17 protein-coding genes are annotated in these 16,100 nt (G+C 46.9%); 8 read left to right on the top strand and 9 right to left on the bottom strand.

All coding sequences use genetic code 11. The features are described 5' to 3' along the window. Positions 1-70 precede the first annotated feature (70 nt). From V7D78_RS00745 to adk, 4 genes are all read left to right on the top strand, one after another. Entirely contained in the window at positions 71-397 is a 327-nt protein-coding gene (locus V7D78_RS00745; protein ID WP_333606507.1) for a YbaB/EbfC family nucleoid-associated protein, read from the top strand. Positions 398-412: 15 nt separating this feature from the next. Further along, entirely contained in the window at positions 413-1,015 is a 603-nt protein-coding gene (recR, locus tag V7D78_RS00740; protein WP_333606506.1) for a recombination mediator RecR, read from the top strand. Positions 1,016-1,144: 129 nt separating this feature from the next. Continuing rightward, a complete protein-coding gene (gene htpG, locus V7D78_RS00735; protein ID WP_333606505.1) occupies positions 1,145-3,076 on the top strand; it encodes a molecular chaperone HtpG in 1,932 nt (643 codons plus the stop codon). Between the two features lie 291 nt (positions 3,077-3,367). After that, the gene (gene adk / locus V7D78_RS00730; RefSeq protein WP_333606504.1) at positions 3,368-4,012 is read left to right on the top strand and encodes an adenylate kinase; all 645 of its coding nucleotides are present in this window, start codon (positions 3,368-3,370) and stop codon (positions 4,010-4,012) included. Between the two features lie 99 nt (positions 4,013-4,111). On the opposite strand, the gene tpx is transcribed toward adk, so the two are convergent. Continuing rightward, entirely contained in the window at positions 4,112-4,741 is a 630-nt protein-coding gene (tpx, locus tag V7D78_RS00725; RefSeq protein ID WP_333606503.1) for a thiol peroxidase, read from the bottom strand. A gap of 136 nt (positions 4,742-4,877) precedes the next feature. On the opposite strand from tpx, the gene V7D78_RS00720 reads away from it, so the two are divergent. Further along, positions 4,878-5,894 carry a response regulator gene (locus tag V7D78_RS00720; protein ID WP_333606502.1) on the top strand — a complete coding sequence of 339 codons (1,017 nt, stop codon included), beginning with the start codon at positions 4,878-4,880 and terminating at the stop codon, positions 5,892-5,894. A gap of 2 nt (positions 5,895-5,896) precedes the next feature. Next, on the top strand, positions 5,897-6,871 hold the full coding sequence (locus V7D78_RS00715; RefSeq protein ID WP_333606501.1) for a sensor domain-containing diguanylate cyclase: 975 nt from the start codon (positions 5,897-5,899) through the stop codon (positions 6,869-6,871). A gap of 35 nt (positions 6,872-6,906) precedes the next feature. Here the strand turns inward: V7D78_RS00715 and V7D78_RS00710 are convergent, their stop codons facing one another. The 4 genes from V7D78_RS00710 to sodB all read right to left on the bottom strand — a co-directional run bounded on the left by V7D78_RS00710 (position 6,907) and on the right by sodB (position 12,506). Further along, positions 6,907-8,427 (bottom strand): SpoVR family protein, encoded by a 1,521-nt coding sequence (locus tag V7D78_RS00710; RefSeq protein WP_333606500.1) that lies wholly within the window; start codon positions 8,425-8,427, stop codon positions 6,907-6,909. Between the two features lie 38 nt (positions 8,428-8,465). After that, entirely contained in the window at positions 8,466-9,731 is a 1,266-nt protein-coding gene (locus tag V7D78_RS00705; RefSeq protein ID WP_333606499.1) for a YeaH/YhbH family protein, read from the bottom strand. Positions 9,732-9,745: 14 nt separating this feature from the next. Next, positions 9,746-11,668, bottom strand: a complete 1,923-nt coding sequence (locus V7D78_RS00700) for a PrkA family serine protein kinase (RefSeq protein ID WP_333606498.1) — start codon at positions 11,666-11,668, stop codon at positions 9,746-9,748. A 253-nt stretch (positions 11,669-11,921) separates the two neighbouring features. Further along, positions 11,922-12,506 (bottom strand): superoxide dismutase [Fe], encoded by a 585-nt coding sequence (gene sodB, locus V7D78_RS00695; protein ID WP_333606497.1) that lies wholly within the window; start codon positions 12,504-12,506, stop codon positions 11,922-11,924. A gap of 257 nt (positions 12,507-12,763) precedes the next feature. On the opposite strand from sodB, the gene V7D78_RS00690 reads away from it, so the two are divergent. Further along, on the top strand, positions 12,764-13,105 hold the full coding sequence (locus V7D78_RS00690; RefSeq protein ID WP_442886488.1) for a Grx4 family monothiol glutaredoxin: 342 nt from the start codon (positions 12,764-12,766) through the stop codon (positions 13,103-13,105). 55 nt (positions 13,106-13,160) lie between these two features. Here the strand turns inward: V7D78_RS00690 and rnt are convergent, their stop codons facing one another. Continuing rightward, complete coding sequence (gene rnt, locus V7D78_RS00685) at positions 13,161-13,847, bottom strand: ribonuclease T (RefSeq protein ID WP_333606496.1); 687 nt, start codon at positions 13,845-13,847, stop codon at positions 13,161-13,163. A 135-nt stretch (positions 13,848-13,982) separates the two neighbouring features. On the opposite strand from rnt, the gene V7D78_RS00680 reads away from it, so the two are divergent. Further along, entirely contained in the window at positions 13,983-14,867 is an 885-nt protein-coding gene (locus V7D78_RS00680; protein ID WP_333606495.1) for a flagellar protein MotY, read from the top strand. Positions 14,868-14,873: 6 nt separating this feature from the next. Here V7D78_RS00680 and V7D78_RS00675 read toward each other — a convergent pair whose 3' ends face one another. The 3 genes from V7D78_RS00675 to V7D78_RS00665 all read right to left on the bottom strand — a co-directional run. Beyond that, positions 14,874-15,203, bottom strand: a complete 330-nt coding sequence (locus V7D78_RS00675) for a hypothetical protein (protein ID WP_333606494.1) — start codon at positions 15,201-15,203, stop codon at positions 14,874-14,876. A 79-nt stretch (positions 15,204-15,282) separates the two neighbouring features. Continuing rightward, positions 15,283-15,696, bottom strand: coding sequence for a response regulator (locus tag V7D78_RS00670; protein WP_333606493.1), 414 nt, complete (start codon positions 15,694-15,696; stop codon positions 15,283-15,285). Beyond that, a partial coding sequence (locus tag V7D78_RS00665; protein ID WP_333606492.1) for an Hpt domain-containing protein occupies positions 15,689-16,100 on the bottom strand: 412 nt, incomplete at its 5' end. The genes V7D78_RS00665 and V7D78_RS00670, both read right to left, overlap by 8 nt.

Here is a 16,100-nt window from a genome sequence, read left to right as displayed (position 1 = left end):
GCGGGTAACGCTTGTAAAATGCGGGTCAAGACTTTATCTTGTCGCCAGTAATTAATCCGGAGAAAAAATTATGTTTAAAGGTGGAATGGGCAACATCATGAAGCAGGCGCAAGCCATGCAGGAAAAGATGCAAAAAGCACAGGCTGAAATTGCCCTGATGGAAGTCACAGGCGAAGCCGGCGCCGGTTTGGTAAAAGTGACCATGGCTGGAAACCACAATGTGAAGCGCATCAGTATTGATGACAGCCTGCTGGCGGATGACAAAGACATGCTGGAAGACTTAGTGGCTGCCGCTATTAATGATGCCGTGCGTCGGGTAGAAGAAAACAACAAAGAGCAGATGGCAAAAATTACCGGCGGCTTACAATTGCCACCGGGTATGAAATTACCCTTTTAAGGCCTAACACCCCAGATGGCAAAATTGACGCCGTTACTGCAGCAGTTGATTGAAGCGCTGCGCTTATTACCCGGAGTGGGCCCTAAATCGGCGCAGCGTATGGCGTTTCAACTGTTGGAGCGTAATCGCAGTGGCGGTGCTAAATTAGGTGCAGCCTTAACCGAGGCGATGGCAAAGATTGGTCATTGTCAGTGTTGCCGTACCTTTAGCGAATTGCCGCTGTGCCCGATTTGTGTCGACCCACAGCGCCAGCAAGCTAGTATCCTCTGTGTAGTCGGCTCAGCAGCTGATCAGCTGGCCATTGAACAAACCGGGCACTTTAGTGGCCGCTATTTTGTCTTGATGGGCTATTTATCACCGCTGGACGGCGTTGGCCCTGAGCAACTAGGGCTAGACAGTCTGGCTGCGCTTATCCGCAGCGGCCAGATAGAGGAAGTGATCCTCGCCACTAACCCAACGGTCGAGGGCGAAGCCACCGCCTTTTATATTGCGGAATTGTGTCATCAGCAGCAGATCACCGTCAGTCGTCTGGCACAAGGGGTGCCGGTGGGGGGCGAGCTGGAATATCTCGATGGCTCAACCTTATCCCATGCTTTTAGTGGCCGCAAAAGTTTTTAAGCGGCCGCTGTATCCCAAACACTTAATCTGACCGCTTGAATTTAGCGCCAGCCCTCCCCATATACTGCCTGGTAACAGGGCGTAATGCCCGACTTTGTTCACTAACAATATTTGGTTGAGGAATTATCAATGAGTGACACCACTGCTACCCAGACGGGGCAAAAACAAACCCATGGCTTTCAGGCGGAAGTAAAACAGCTGTTGCAGCTGATGATCCACTCGCTGTATTCAAACAAAGAAATCTTTTTACGTGAGCTAGTCTCTAATGCCTCTGATGCAGCCGACAAACTGCGCTTTTTAGCCTTATCAGACAGCAGTCTGTATGCGGATGATGGCGACTTGCGGGTGCGTATTAGCCTGGATGAAAAAGCGCGTACTTTGACCATTAGTGATAACGGCATCGGTATGAATGAAGCCGAGGTGATTTCTCACTTAGGTACTATTGCCAAATCAGGCACCAAAGAATTCTTTTCCCAGCTGTCGGGCGATCAAAGTAAAGATTCTAAATTGATTGGCCAGTTTGGTGTTGGCTTTTACTCAGCCTTTATCGTCGCCGATAAGGTGACAGTGCGTACCCGTAAAGCCGGTACTGCCGAAGATGCGGCCGTAGAGTGGGAGTCTGCCGGCGAGGGCGATTACAGCATTACCCCTATCAGCAAAGCCAGCCGTGGTACTGACATTGTATTGCACCTGCGTGACGGCGAAGACGAATTTTTAACGCGCTGGAAAGTAGAAAGTATTGTCACTAAATACTCTGATCACATCAGCATTCCGGTGGAGATGTGGCAGGAAGGCACACCAGAGCGTGAAGAAGACGGCGAAACCATAGCCGCAACAGAGGGGCACTGGCAGCCGGTGAACAAGGCTACCGCCTTGTGGACGCGCGATAAGTCAGATATTTCAGATGAAGAATATCAGGAATTCTACAAGCATATTTCGCATGACTGGAGTGAGCCACTGAGTTGGAGCCATAACAAGGTTGAAGGCAATTCAAACTACACCAGCTTGCTGTATGTGCCGAAAAAAGCGCCATTTGATATGTGGAACCGTGAGTCGAAGCATGGCCTGAAACTCTACGTACAACGCGTCTTTATTATGGATGACGCTGAGCAGTTTATGCCAAGCTATCTGCGCTTTATTAAGGGCGTGCTGGATTCCAGTGACTTACCGCTAAACGTGTCGCGTGAAATCCTGCAGGACACTAAAGTCAGCCAGAGCCTGCGCAAAGGCTGTACCAGCCGTGCCCTGAAGATGCTGGAAAAACTGGCGAAAGACACTGAGCAATATCAGTTGTTCTGGAATGAATTTGGTCAGGTATTAAAAGAAGGCCCGGCTGAAGATCATGCCAACAAAGAGCAAATTGCCGGCTTATTGCGTTTTGCGTCAACCGAGCAGGATGACAGCAAGCAACAGGTGTCACTGGCAGACTATGTCGGCCGCATGAAAGAGCAGCAGGACGAAATTTACTACCTGGTGGCAGACAGTTTTGAAGCCGCCAAGCACAGCCCGCATTTGGAAGTGTTCCGCAAAAAAGGGCTGGAAGTGTTGTTATTATCAGATCGTATCGACGAATGGTTAGTACAGCATTTATCTGAGTTTGCCGGCAAAAAACTGCGCTCAGTCGCGAAAGGCGGCCTGGATTTATCCAAGCTGGATGATGATGAAACCAAACAGGCGCAACAGCAAACCGAAGAAGCCTTTAAATCTGTGGTCGAGCGCTTTAAAACGGCCTTAGGTGAGCAGGTAAAAGATGTCAAAGTCAGCCACCGTTTAACCGACAGCCCGGCCTGTGTGGTTACCGATGAGTTTGATATGAGCACTCAGATGATCAAGCTCATGGAGTCTGTTGGCCAGAAAGCGCCTGAGGTGAAGCCGATATTTGAGCTGAACCCGGAGCATCAACTAGTGAAACATATTGCTGATGAAGCCGATGAAAGTCGCTTTAAACAATGGGCCGAGGTGCTGTTTGAACAAGCGCTGCTCGCCGAGCGCGGCAGCCTGAAAAACCCGGCCAGTTTTGTTAGCCGCTTAAACAACCTGCTGTTATCTTTAGCTAAATAATGCACAGCCTGTCAATCAAAGCAGTCAGCGTCCGCTGGCTGCTTTTTTTTTAACATGCTACAAACTTTAGTCGATAGCAGTAACAAAAGTCTTATTAAAATTGTGCTTTTTAGCTGTTAGCCCGTTTAAAATGGGCTTAACGGCTGTATAGTCAAGGCTATCGACTAAAGGCGAGTGAAATAGCCACCTCAGGTAGCACCAGTCGACAAACATCTTGTTTCGAATGACGCATTGTGTAAAGATCCGAACCCTAATACTAAGTAATTATTCCCAAAACACGAGGGTGTTGCTATGCGCATAATTTTGTTGGGTGCTCCTGGTGCCGGTAAAGGAACTCAGGCACAATTTTTAATGAATAAATATGGCATCCCGCAAATTTCGACCGGTGATATGCTAAGAGCGGCCATCAAAGAAGGCACCGAGCTGGGGCTGGCCGCAAAGAAAGTGATGGATGCCGGTCAGCTGGTATCGGATGAATTGATTATTGGTCTGGTAAAAGAGCGTATTGCTAAAGAAGATTGTGCCAAAGGTTTTTTACTGGATGGCTTTCCGCGTACTATTCCGCAAGCTGATGCGATGAAAGAAAACGGCATTAAGGTAGACCATGTAATTGAATTTGATGTGCCAGATGACGTCATTGTAGAGCGAATGAGTGGCCGTCGGGTGCACCCTGCATCTGGTCGGGTTTATCACTTAACTTATAATCCGCCTAAAGTTGCCGGTAAAGATGATGACACCGGTGAAGAGCTGGTTATCCGCGTTGATGATATCGAAGAAACCGTTCGAAAGCGTTTGGCTATTTACCACGAGCAAACGAAGTTACTGGTTGGTTACTACCGGCAGGAAGCAGATGCAGGTAATACCCAGTATCATCACCTGGATGGTACCCTTGCTGTTGATGATGTCAGCGCAAAATTAGTTACGCTGTTAGGGTAAGTTAACGCTTTCAAAAAAGCCTGGCGTAGTTTTTTGGGCCAGGCTTTTTAATAGTATGCTTTTTATCGCGAACCTTATGTTTCAATAATAGGCAGGAGCTTATTGCTTTAACAATTGCTGCAAGTGGCTCAAGGCCTCGTCATAGTCGGGTTCGGCTGTCAACTCTGACACTAATTGTTTATAAGCCAGCTTACCTTTATTATCAATAATCAAAATAGTTCGGGTTAACATCCCCATATCTTTAATCAGCAAGCCGTATTTGCTACCAAAATCACGCCATACCGCATCAGATAGAACCGGCATCGCATCAATTTGCTCGGCCTGACAAAAACGTTTTTGCGCAAAAGGTAAATCTGTACTGATGGTAATGACCCTGACCTCAGCCGGTAATTGCGCGACTTCGCGGTTAAAGCGCTGGGTTTGCAGTGAGCAAATGCCAATGTCAATGCTGGGCACTACGCTAATAAGCAGGGTTTTTCCTGCGAAATCAGTAGAGTGGATAGTTCTGAACTGATTGTCCACCACTTTAAATGCTGGTGCTTTATTCCCGACTTGTTGCGTCTGCCCCAACAATACCACCTGCTCCGGACCCGACTTTACTTCGCTGAGCCTGGATGTCAGGCCTCGATTAATGTCATAGGCCAGACTATCAGAGCTAAGCAATAACGCCATCAGGCAGGTTAACATGGCAACAAAATGTGACGATAAAAAGTAGCTTTTAGAGCGCATCTTCGAATTCCTGTTTGATCAAAATCAGCATAACGACATAAAATTTAGAAAAAAACAGCAAAAAATTGCGGTTAACGGTTTATTCTGCTCGGTTAGCGGCTATGATGAGCTATATCTGTTTTGTAACGAGGATCTGATGACGCCCGCAGTTCTGATATGCGATGATTCCAACTTAGCCCGCAAACAACTTGCCCGCATACTACCACAAGAGTGGCAGCAGGGGATCTGTTTTGCCGGTCATGGTGCAGATGCCCTGGCGACTTTGCAAAACAAGGTCATCGACTGGCTTTTTCTGGATTTAAATATGCCTACCATGGATGGCTATCAGGTGTTGGCTGAATTAAAACAGCGTGAGTTAGCGGTAAAGGTTGTGGTGGTGTCCGGTGATGTGCAGCCGGAAGCCTATCAACGGGTGATGGCGCTGGGTGCCATCGATTTTATTAAAAAACCGGTCGACCGGGCAAAACTCGAGCATATTTTACAATCAGTCGGTGCAGAAGAGTTACCCAGTGCCCATCGTAAAACCGCTGAACCCCTGGCACGAAAAAAAGTCGAGATTAGTAATGAAATGCGCGATGTGTTTCAGGAAATTACCAATGTCGCTATGGGCCAGGCGGGGGATTTATTAGCGCGCTTGCTCAATGTTTTTGTTAAGCTGCCTATACCTAATGTTAATCTTATTGAAGTCAGTGAATTGCATATGGCGCTGGCCTCGATTGAAGGTGAAGCCAGCACTTCGGCTGTTTGTCAGGGCTTTATTGGTGGCGGTGTCGCAGGCGAAGCCCTGCTAATTTTGACCGACTCCAGTTTTAAAGATATCGCCACTTTAATGAATTACCAGGGAGAGCTGACACCAGCAATCGAACTCGAATTACTGATGGATGTTGCCAATATCTTAATTGGCTCAGTGTTAAAAGGTATAGCCGAGCAAATTGACATGAGTTTTAGCCAGGGCCACCCTGTGGTGTTGGGGCAGCATGCGCCAGTCAGTGAACTGATTAAAGCTAATGTGCAGCGCTGGCGTAAAACGCTGGCGATTGAGCTCAGCTACGGCATTGAAAATCATCAGATAAATTGTGATTTGTTATTATTATTTACCGAAGACAGCTTAAAAACACTGAGCTATAAAGTCGCCTTTTTGCTGGAAGAATAACGATGTCCAATGCGCAGGTAGATGTATCAGAAATTCATTGGTTAATGGATATGTTCCAAACGGTGGATGTGGGATTAGTGGTGCTTAATTGTGACTACCGCATCCAGGTTTGGAATGGCTTTATGGAAAATCACAGTGGCTTAACGCCAAGGCAGGTGCGAGACAAATACCTGTTTGATTTATTCCCTGAAATTGATGAAGACTGGCTCAGACGCAAGTGCGATCCGGTGATGCTGTTGAAAAACCGGGCTTTTACTATTTGGGAGCAGCGTCCTTATATCTTCAAGTTTAAAAACTATCGGCCCATTACCGGTAGTGCTGATTACATGTATCAGAACAGCACTATATTTCCTATCACTGACAGTCGCGGCAATGTCACTCATCTGTGTTTTATTATTTATGATATGACAGATGCAGCGGTTAGTGCACTGGAACTGGCCTCGATGAATGGTCGTTTGCGTCAGCTGTCAAAGATTGATTTTCTGACTCAACTAAGCAATCGCGGCCACTGGGAAGATGGGTTAAAACAAGAATTCACCCGTTTACAACGCTACTCACAGCATATCAGCACTTTATTAATGTGTGATATAGACCATTTCAAACGGGTCAATGATACCTATGGTCATGCCGCAGGCGATGCGGTCATTAAAGCGGTATCTGCGGTGATTAGTAGCAGCTTGCGTAGCACCGACTTAGCAGGGCGCTATGGCGGCGAAGAATTTGCAGTATTGCTGGTCGATACCACCTTAGAGCAAGCTAACTATCTGGCTGAGCGGCTTCGAAGCAAAGTGGAAAAGTTGCTGATCCCTTACAACGAGCAGCAGCTAAAGGTCACTATCAGTTTGGGATTGGCACAGCGCGACCAGCATATGCAGTACCATACCAACTGGATTGAAGCTGCTGATAAAGCCTTGTATCAATCTAAGGTAGACGGTCGTAATAAAGTCAGCTGCTTTGTGCCAGAGTCAGAAGCTTAACTGAGTGACATTGTCCAAGAGCTTAAACTGTTGGTTTATACCTGTGCAGGCTCCGGGCAACGGTAGAGGATCGTCAGGCTGCCATCTTCTTGCTGTTGCTGTAAAATAACCTCAAAGCCCCATAACCGATGCAGGTGGCGCAGCACCTCTTTGGCACTCTCTGCCAGCGGCACCCGGTTTTGCGGAATATAGCGCAAGGTCAGCGCCCGATCGCTGTTCACATTGACATTATAAATCTGAATATTGGGCTCAATCTGGCTCAAATTGTACTGCGCCGACAACATCTGCCGGATACGTTGATAGCCTTCGGCATTATGGATAGCAGCCACTTCCAACGCGGCTTGTTGTTCATCATCGACCACGGCAAATAAATGAAAGTCGCGAATAACTTTGGGCGATAAATACTGGCTGATAAAACTCTCGTCTTTAAAGTTTTGCATAGCAAAGTGCAGCGTGTCCAGCCAGTCACTGCCAGCAATATCCGGGAACCATTCTTTATCTTCTGCCGTTGGCGCCTGGCAAATGCGCTTAATATCGCAAAACATGGCAAAGCCCAGCGCATAGGGGTTAATGCCTGAGTAATAGCGGCTGTTATAGTCAGGCTGTGCCACTACATTGGTGTGACTGTGCAGGACTTCCAGCATGAAACGATCACTGACTTTTTCCTCATCGTACAGGTGCTGCAAAATGGTGTAATGCCAAAATGTAGCCCAACCTTCATTCATGACCTGAGTTTGTTTTTGTGGATAAAAATACTGCGAAATTTTGCGTACTATGCGCACGATTTCGCGCTGCCACGGCTTGAGTAAAGGGGCATTTTTTTCCAAAAAGTACAGCATGTTTTCCTGCGGCTCGGCCGGAAAGCGCAGCTTTTGTTGCTCGGTGGCTGCCGCCTGGCGCGGAATAGTGCGCCATAAGTCATTTACCTGCGACTGCAAATAGTCTTCACGCTGCTGCTGGCGCTTTTGCTCATTTTCTAACGAGATTTTTTGCGGTCTTTTATAACGATCTACGCCGTAGTTCATTAACGCATGACAGGAATCCAGCGTATCTTCTACTTCACTGATACCGTATTTTTCTTCACAGCGGCTGATGTACTGTTTGGCAAACACCAGATAATCAATAATAGAGCCGGCATCGGTCCAGGTTTTAAACAGATAGTTATTTTTAAAAAAGGAGTTATGACCATAACAGGCATGTGCCATCACCAGTGCCTGCATGGTAATGGTATTTTCTTCCATTAAATAAGCGATACAAGGGTTGGAGTTGATCACAATTTCGTACGCCAGCCCCATCTGGCCGCGTTTATAATGCTGCTCGGTCTGAATAAATTTTTTGCCATAGGACCAGTGGTTATATCCCAGCGGCATGCCCACGCTGGAATAGGCATCCATCATTTGCTCGGCGGTGATCACTTCAATCTGATTCGGGTAAGTATCAAGCCGATAGTGTGCAGCCACCCGGGCAATTTCCTGATGGTAGGCGTCCAGTAACTCAAAGTTCCAGTCTGGCCCGTCAGGCAGGCATTGACTGGCTTGTTTGCTTGCTTTGGCCATAATCGCCTCACTCGTTAGCTAAGATTTAGCACAAGGGCCTACGCGGCCTGCTTTTTAAATAATTCCCGGAATACCGGATAAATATCACTGACATTGCGGATCGGTTGTATCGCCAGATTATCAAACTGGCTCAACAGTTTTTCATACTCGTGCCACAGGCTTTGATGAGCGCGCTGAGTAATTTCAATGTAGGCATAGTAACGCACCAGCGGCAGCAACTTATTGGCCAGTAGCTCAGCGCAGGGCGCGCTGTCATCTGTCCAGTTATCGCCATCTGAGGCCTGAGCGGCGTAGATATTCCACTGCGTTGGATCATAACGTTCGGTCACAATATCATGCATCAGTTTTAACGCCGATGAGACAATGGTACCGCCGGTTTCCTGCGAGTAAAAAAACTCCTGCTCGTCTACTTCTTTGGCCTGGGTATGATGGCGGATATACACCACCTCGACATTGCGGTAGCTGCGGCTTAAAAACAAGTACAGCAAGATGTAAAAGCGTTTCGCCATATCTTTGGTCGCTTGATCCATCGAGCCCGACACATCCATCAGGCAAAACATCACCGCTTTGGATGTGGGTTCAGGTTTCTTCTGAAAATTGCGAAAGCGCAAATCAAAGCTATCAATAAAAGGAACAGCGGCAATACGCTGCCGCAATTCGCTGATCTGCTCTGTTAATAAGTGCCGCTGTTGCTCATCGGCTATTGGCGCCTTATCCAGCTCTGCCAGCTCTTGCTCTAATAAGGCCAGGCGACGTTTTTTATCAGCACGCATCGCTACTCTACGTGCCAGTGAGCCACGTAAGGAACGGACTATATCAATATTTGACGGCACGCCCTGCGAGCGGTAACCCGCGCGAACGTTTTTGTAAAGCACCAGCTTATCCAGCTGGTTTTTTTGCAGATTTGGTAACTCTAAATCCTCAAACAGCAAGTCGAGGTATTCCTCCTTGGAGATGGAAAACACAAACTCATCTGCGCCCTCGCCATCCTGACTGGCATCACCCTGACCACTGCCGCTTGCGCCACCCTCTGGACGTTTTATGCGGTCGCCCGGGCTGAATTGATCATTACCCTGGTGCACAATTTGCCGGCGACCACCTTTTCCCTGGTGAAAAAAAGGTTCACTGATGTCCTTTTTCGGAATAGTGACACTTTCACCACTGCTAATGTCGGTGACACTGCGCTGGCTAATGGCATCAGACACTGCCTTTTTAATTTGCTGCTTATAACGCCGAATAAAGCGCTGTCGGTTTACTGCGCTTTTGTTTTTACCATTGAGCCGGCGATCAATAAAATGCGCCATACTACCTCCGGCGGTTATTGCGATTTACGTACCCGTAAATACCATTCTGACAGTAATCTGACCTGTTTTCGGGTATAGCCCTTCTCCATCATCCGGTTGACAAAGTCATCATGTTTTTTCTGATCTTCAGTACTGGTTTTGGCATTAAAAGAAATTACCGGTAACAGCTCTTCGGTGCTGGAGAACATTTTTTTCTCAATAACGGTTCTGAGTTTTTCATAACTAGTCCAGCTGGGGTTTTTGCCATTGTTTTTGGCTTTGGCTCTGAGCACAAAGTTAACAATTTCATTGCGAAAATCTTTTGGGTTACTTATCCCCGCTGGTTTTTCAATTTTCTCCAGCTCGGCATTCAGTGCTGAGCGGTCAAACAGCTGGCCGGTTTCCGGATCGCGGTACTCTTGATCCTGGATCCAGAAATCGGCATAAATCACATAGCGATCAAAAATATTCTGGCCGTATTCAGAATAAGACTCCAGATAGGCGGTTTGAATTTCCTTACCAATAAACTCAATGTATTTTGGTGTCAGGTAGCCCTTCAGATGTTCCAGATAGCGCTCGGCTACATCGGCAGCAAACTGCTCCCGTTCAATTTGCTGCTCTAACACATAAAACAGGTGTACCGGGTTGGCAGCTACTTCAGTACTGTCAAAATTAAACACCCGCGATAAAATTTTAAAGGCAAAGCGGGTAGACAGGCCGGTCATGCCTTCATCTACCCCGGCATAATCCCGATACTCTTGATAAGATTTAGCCTTAGGATCAGTATCTTTCAGGCTCTCGCCATCATATACGCGCATCTTAGAATAAATGCTTGAGTTATCTGGGGTTTTTAAGCGTGATAACACGGCAAATTGTGCCAGCGCACTTAGAGTGCCAGGCGCACAGGGGGCTTGATTTAACTCACTGTGTTCCAGCAGTTTCTGGTAGATTTTCATCTCTTCGCTGACCCTTAAGCAATAGGGTACTTTAACAATATAGACCCGGTCTAAAAATGCCTCGTTGTTTTTGTTATTACGAAATGTTTGCCATTCCGACTCATTACTGTGGGCCAGAATAATGCCGTCAAACGGCAGTGCAGCCAGGCCCTCAGTGCCGTTATAATTACCTTCCTGGGTGGCCGTGAGCAATGGGTGCAGCACCTTAATCGGCGCTTTAAACATTTCCACAAACTCCATCAGGCCCTGATTTGCCCGGCACAAAGCACCTGAATAACTGTAGGCATCGGGGTCATTCTGGGCAAAATGCTCCAACATGCGGATGTCGACTTTACCGACTAAGGCGGCAATATCCTGGTTGTTTTCATCGCCGGGTTCTGTTTTGGCAATGGCAATCTGATCAAGAATAGACGGATATTTTTTCACCACGGTAAACTGGCTGATATCGCCATTAAACTCATGTAGCCGCTTACTGGCCCAGGGCGATAAAATATTGCGTAAATAGCGTTTTGGAATGCCATATTCCTGCTGCAAAATCTGGCCATCTTCTGCGGCATCAAACAGGGATAACGGATGATCGTACACCGGGGAGCCTTTCAGATAATAAATTGGTACCTGTTGCATTAAAAATTTCAGTTTTTCGGCTAAGGACGATTTGCCACCGCCAACAGGGCCTAGTAAATACAGAATTTGTTTGCGCTCTTCCAGCCCCTGAGCGGAGTGTTTCAGATAGGAGACGATTTGCTCTATGGCGTCTTCCATGCCATAAAATTCCCGAAACGCTGGGTAACGGGCGATAACTCTGTTAGAAAACAAGCGGCTTAATTTTGGATCTTGTGCGGTATCTATCAGTTCAGGTTGGCCAATGGCCATTAGTAAGCGTTCTGCCGCGGTGGCGTAACAACTTTTATCTTCCTTACACAGCGCCAGGAATTCCTGAATGCTGTACTCCTCCTCTCTGCTAGCCTCATAGCGCGATTTGTAGTGCTCAAAAATACCCATATGCACCTCCAGCCATTAACATTGGGATTCAAACTAAGCTGTTAACTTAAGGTTAGACAGTAAAACGGGGCTTCGCTGAACTTATTGACAGAAAAATCCGTTGTTTAGTCTTAATTACGCGGATTTAAGCGAATGAGATGACTGCCGACAATTGAGATTTTGTAAACTAATGCGGACGGTGATGCGCGGTTAAACTGCAGAAAAAACCCGGCAGTTGCCGGGTTATGTAGCCATAAGGCGCTGAACAGTGCTGTTAACCAGCGAAGTTACTCGCAGCAAAATCCCAGTTAGCTAAAGCCCAGAACGCATCCAGATAGGTTGGACGGGCGTTACGGTAATCAATGTAGTAAGCATGTTCCCACAGATCGACAGTGATGATAGGAGTCACTGCAGCGTCTTGAATCGGGGTGCCGGCGTTGCTGGTATTAACAATGTCCAGGCTGCCATCAGCTTTTTTCACTAACCAGGTCCAGCTGGAACCAAAGTTATTGACGGCTTTGTCATTAAAGGCTGTTTTAAAAGCAGCAAATGAGCCCCATTTAGCATTAATGGCATCGGCTAAAGCGCCAGTAGGCTCTTTGCCGCCATTTGGAGATAAACAGTGCCAGTAAAAGGTGTGGTTCCATACCTGGGCTGCGTTGTTAAATACGCCGCCTTCGCTGCTGCGAATGATCTCTTCCAGAGATTTATCAGCAAAAGGGGTGCCTTCAATTAAACCGTTTAGTTTAACGACATAGGTGTTGTGATGCTTACCATGGTGATATTCCAGCGTCTCAGCAGAAATATGTGGTACTAAAGCATCTTTTGCATAGGGCAGGGCGGGTAATTCAAAGGCCATTGTTGATCTCCATTGGTGTGATGTCATGTGTCTGCACAAACCAGATTACAAAACCTGACTAAAATACTCAAGTTTAAGCTGTACTGTTCAAGCTGTACTCTGGCTATTAACGTTATTATACGATGTTTAGCCTGCTTCGGTTTGTGCCAAGGCAAGCACGACTTATAGCTTAGTGGGGATTTTTATTGAAATCTCAAGTGTAACTGCGGCCTAAACACGGTAAAATAGCTAAATTACATGTCATCGACGAGGTTATTATGGAAACGCTGGATAAAATTAAGCAACAAATTGCCGAAAATCCAATATTACTCTTTATGAAAGGTTCGCCTAAATTCCCCAGCTGTGGTTTTTCTGCGCAGGCTTCACAGGCACTGATTGCCTGTGGTGAGCAATTTGCGTTTGTCGATATACTGCAGCATCCGGATATCCGCGCTGAATTGCCGGCTTACGCAAACTGGCCAACCTTTCCGCAGTTGTGGGTAGAAGGTGAGTTAATTGGTGGTTGTGATATCGTGCTGGAAATGTTTCAGCGTGGTGAGTTGCAACCTATTATCAAAGAAGCTGCTGCCCGTCATCAGCCTGACACCACGGCTGAGTAATCTTTGATATGACACCAGGCCGGCGTTGCTGGTCTGGTGATCCGAGCTGCGGCCTTTAAGCGGTGGCAATCTCATCAGCATTTTCATTGTCTCCAGCATCCGAGTCATCTGCACTAACGGGCAATGGCCAGCCCCCGAGTTGCTGCCAGCGATTGACCATAAAACAAAATAATTCTGCCGTACGCTCAGTATCATACAAGGCGCTATGCGCTTCTTTGCTGTTAAATTCAATGCCCGCTGCCTGACAGGCTTTGGCGAGTACGGTTTGCCCCAGTACCAGTGCCGACAAGCTGGTGGTATCAAAAGACACAAAAGCGTGAAACGGTGAGCGTTTATAATTGAGACGGGCGATAGCCGCATTAACAAAGCTTTGATCAAAGGTAGCATTATGCGCCACTATGACTGAGCGTTGGCAACCTGCTTCCTTTTGTGCTTTGCGCACTGCTTTACAAATTTCTGTAATGGCTTCACGCTCATGCACTGCCCCACGTAAAGGGTTAAAAGGGTCAATACCGTTAAAGGCCAATGAGCTGGCATCCAGGTTAGCGCCCTCAAAGGGTTCGATATGAAAATGCAGGGTTTCACCGGGCTGCAACTGGCCCTGTTCATCCATCGTCGGTAAATTAACAGCAATTTCCAGCAACGCATCGGTAGTGGCATTAAAGCCTGCCGTTTCCACGTCGATAACTACAGGATAGTAGCCGCGAAAACGCCGCGACAATAAAGATGAAGGAGCTGTCATAATCAAACCATTATCAGAATTCGGCGCTAGTATGCCAAAAAAAGCCTGCGCCGTCTTGCTTTCGGCATAGTGCTTGCTTAGATATTTTAACTTCCCTGTTGATACAGGCCATTTTCATTAGCACAGGATAGACAGATGCAAGTGAATACCCTTGGCAGCCTTACGCTGCTGTTGCTGCTTAGCAGTTGGACTTTGTCGGCCAGCCCGACGCAGTTGCGTCAATATTCTGCCACTTTGCAACAATCGCAGTGGCAACTCAGTAGTGCTACTCCAATCCAATGCCGGTTGGAACACGTTATTCCAAACTTTGGTACCGCGGTCTTCACTAGTGTCGCCAACCGGGCATTAAATATTGATTTTGAGCTAAAAATGCTGCGGCTGCCCGATCACTACGGCTTGGCAGAAGTGCTGTCTGTACCGCCACAGTGGCGCCCCGGTGAGCCGAGTAAAGCCGTGGCCAGCATGAAGCTGTTAAAACAGTTTAATGGTGATCTCCCGAAAAAAACCGCCTGGACCTTATTGACTGAGCTGGAGCAGGGCTTTAGCCCAACGTTTTATTTTGCCGATTGGTACAGCCCCTATGATCGTATTGCTGCGGCGTTAAATCCGGTGCAGTTTCCCTCCAGCTATCATCAGTTTAATCAGTGTATTGCTAATTTATTACCATACAGCTTTGAAGATATTGCCTTTATTGTACTGAGTTATGAAAGTGGCGGCGATCAGTTGACCCGGGAGTCTCGCCGTAGGTTATCTCAGGTTGCTGAATACCTTAAACACGATCCAGATATCGACTATATAGAACTGCAAGGTTATACCGACAGTTTCGGTGGTCGTTGGATGAATGAGCAACTGTCACTTAGTCGCGCTAATAAAATAAAGGCTTTGTTGCTGGATGCCGGGGTAACTGAGGATAAAGTGCGGGTAGACGGCTATGGTGAGCGTAGGCATGTGGCTTCCAATGAAACCAGTTTGGGCCGGGCCACAAACCGCAGGGTAGTGCTGCAGATGGCCAGGCCTTGAGCCTGGTTATTCAACCATGATATCAACCTGACGCCAATCTTGCTGCTCAGAAATCAAAATACGCACCGAGCGTTGGCCAACACTGTAGTACAGATTTAAGCGGCCATGTACCATTTGCGTATTGCGTGGCGAGCCTAACTGCTGTTGATAATATTGTTGTAATGCTGGCATAGATTGCTGGCTGAAATAGCTCATCACCGCAGGTAGTTTGGTATCAAGCCGGGCAAATTCTCGGGCATCCGCCGGAACCGGTACCTGGTGAAAGTCTGCTGCCAACAGCTGGTTGCTGGCGCCCAGCATAAGCAGGGATGAACATAAAAGGGCAATACGCCGCATGGTGAGTCCTTATCGTTATTCCGGTTTACATCTTATACCATAGCAAATAATTGCTGGTGTTGACCAGTATCAAACACGGTCAATCTTGCTCTGTTATCCGGCAATGTCTTTCAAATAACTTAAGCGCCGACAATATCTTATCGCCAGTAAAGGGTTTGACAATAAAACCGCTTGCCCCGGCTTTGAGACTGGCTTGTACATTTTCGAGAGTGCTATTGGCACTGACCATAATAATAATACATTCTGGCCGGCTCTTTTTAAATTTTTCCAATAAATCAAGGCCGGAGCAATCAGGTAGTTCGATATCTAAAAATATCAGATCCGGCTTTTGCATACTAAACATACTCAGCGCATTACTGGCACAACTGGCATTGTAAAAATTATACTGACGTTGCTTGAGCTGACCTTCATTACTTAGAGCAATAATGTTGTTTCGCAGTAATTGCCGGCTGTAATCAACATCATCTACTAACAGTATTTTTTTCTCAGCCATGAACCTGGCTCCCAACCTGCTGTAAAGTAGATACAAAATGTTGGCTTGCTTGTTGTTTAGTGTGTTCTGTTACCGGACTTTTCAGCAGCTGCATCAGATCATTAGCCAGGTTGCTTAGTGTTAATTCGCCAAAACTAGCGGCTCCTCCTTTAACCTTATGAGCAATTCGAGCCATACTTTGCCAATCGGCTTGTTGCAACGCATTTATAGCCGAAGCTGTGTCTTGCGCCAATGTTTGATAAAACAACTGAATGAGTTCTTCGCTTAATCCTAGATCAAGTACAGGGACCACATCTAATTGTTGTAAAAATTGCCTGAGTTGTTGAAAATTCAAAGGCTTTAGGAACACTTTATCAAATCCTTCGGCCTGAACATCGTCAGAAGACATGGCAATAATCGGCCGT

Origin of the sequence: Arsukibacterium sp., assembly GCF_036735525.1 — a bacterium.
Lineage (GTDB): Bacteria > Pseudomonadota > Gammaproteobacteria > Enterobacterales > Alteromonadaceae > Alishewanella.
The sequence above is the reverse complement of the archived record's forward strand: the minus strand, read 5'-3'. Positions and strand labels throughout refer to the sequence as shown.

Bases quoted from the DNA above. Each gene is read 5' to 3' on its own strand.
- V7D78_RS00745 (WP_333606507.1), top strand. From the start codon at position 71: ATGTTTAAAGGTGGAATGGGCAACATCATGAAGCAGGCGCAAGCCATG.
- recR (WP_333606506.1), top strand. From the start codon at position 413: ATGGCAAAATTGACGCCGTTACTGCAGCAGTTGATTGAAGCGCTGCGC.
- htpG (WP_333606505.1), top strand. From the start codon at position 1,145: ATGAGTGACACCACTGCTACCCAGACGGGGCAAAAACAAACCCATGGC.
- adk (WP_333606504.1), top strand. From the start codon at position 3,368: ATGCGCATAATTTTGTTGGGTGCTCCTGGTGCCGGTAAAGGAACTCAG.
- tpx (WP_333606503.1), bottom strand. From the start codon at position 4,741: ATGCGCTCTAAAAGCTACTTTTTATCGTCACATTTTGTTGCCATGTTA.
- V7D78_RS00720 (WP_333606502.1), top strand. From the start codon at position 4,878: ATGACGCCCGCAGTTCTGATATGCGATGATTCCAACTTAGCCCGCAAA.
- V7D78_RS00715 (WP_333606501.1), top strand. From the start codon at position 5,897: ATGTCCAATGCGCAGGTAGATGTATCAGAAATTCATTGGTTAATGGAT.
- V7D78_RS00710 (WP_333606500.1), bottom strand. From the start codon at position 8,427: ATGGCCAAAGCAAGCAAACAAGCCAGTCAATGCCTGCCTGACGGGCCA.
- V7D78_RS00705 (WP_333606499.1), bottom strand. From the start codon at position 9,731: ATGGCGCATTTTATTGATCGCCGGCTCAATGGTAAAAACAAAAGCGCA.
- V7D78_RS00700 (WP_333606498.1), bottom strand. From the start codon at position 11,668: ATGGGTATTTTTGAGCACTACAAATCGCGCTATGAGGCTAGCAGAGAG.
- sodB (WP_333606497.1), bottom strand. From the start codon at position 12,506: ATGGCCTTTGAATTACCCGCCCTGCCCTATGCAAAAGATGCTTTAGTA.
- V7D78_RS00690 (WP_442886488.1), top strand. From the start codon at position 12,764: ATGGAAACGCTGGATAAAATTAAGCAACAAATTGCCGAAAATCCAATA.
- rnt (WP_333606496.1), bottom strand. From the start codon at position 13,847: ATGACAGCTCCTTCATCTTTATTGTCGCGGCGTTTTCGCGGCTACTAT.
- V7D78_RS00680 (WP_333606495.1), top strand. From the start codon at position 13,983: ATGCAAGTGAATACCCTTGGCAGCCTTACGCTGCTGTTGCTGCTTAGC.
- V7D78_RS00675 (WP_333606494.1), bottom strand. From the start codon at position 15,203: ATGCGGCGTATTGCCCTTTTATGTTCATCCCTGCTTATGCTGGGCGCC.
- V7D78_RS00670 (WP_333606493.1), bottom strand. From the start codon at position 15,696: ATGGCTGAGAAAAAAATACTGTTAGTAGATGATGTTGATTACAGCCGG.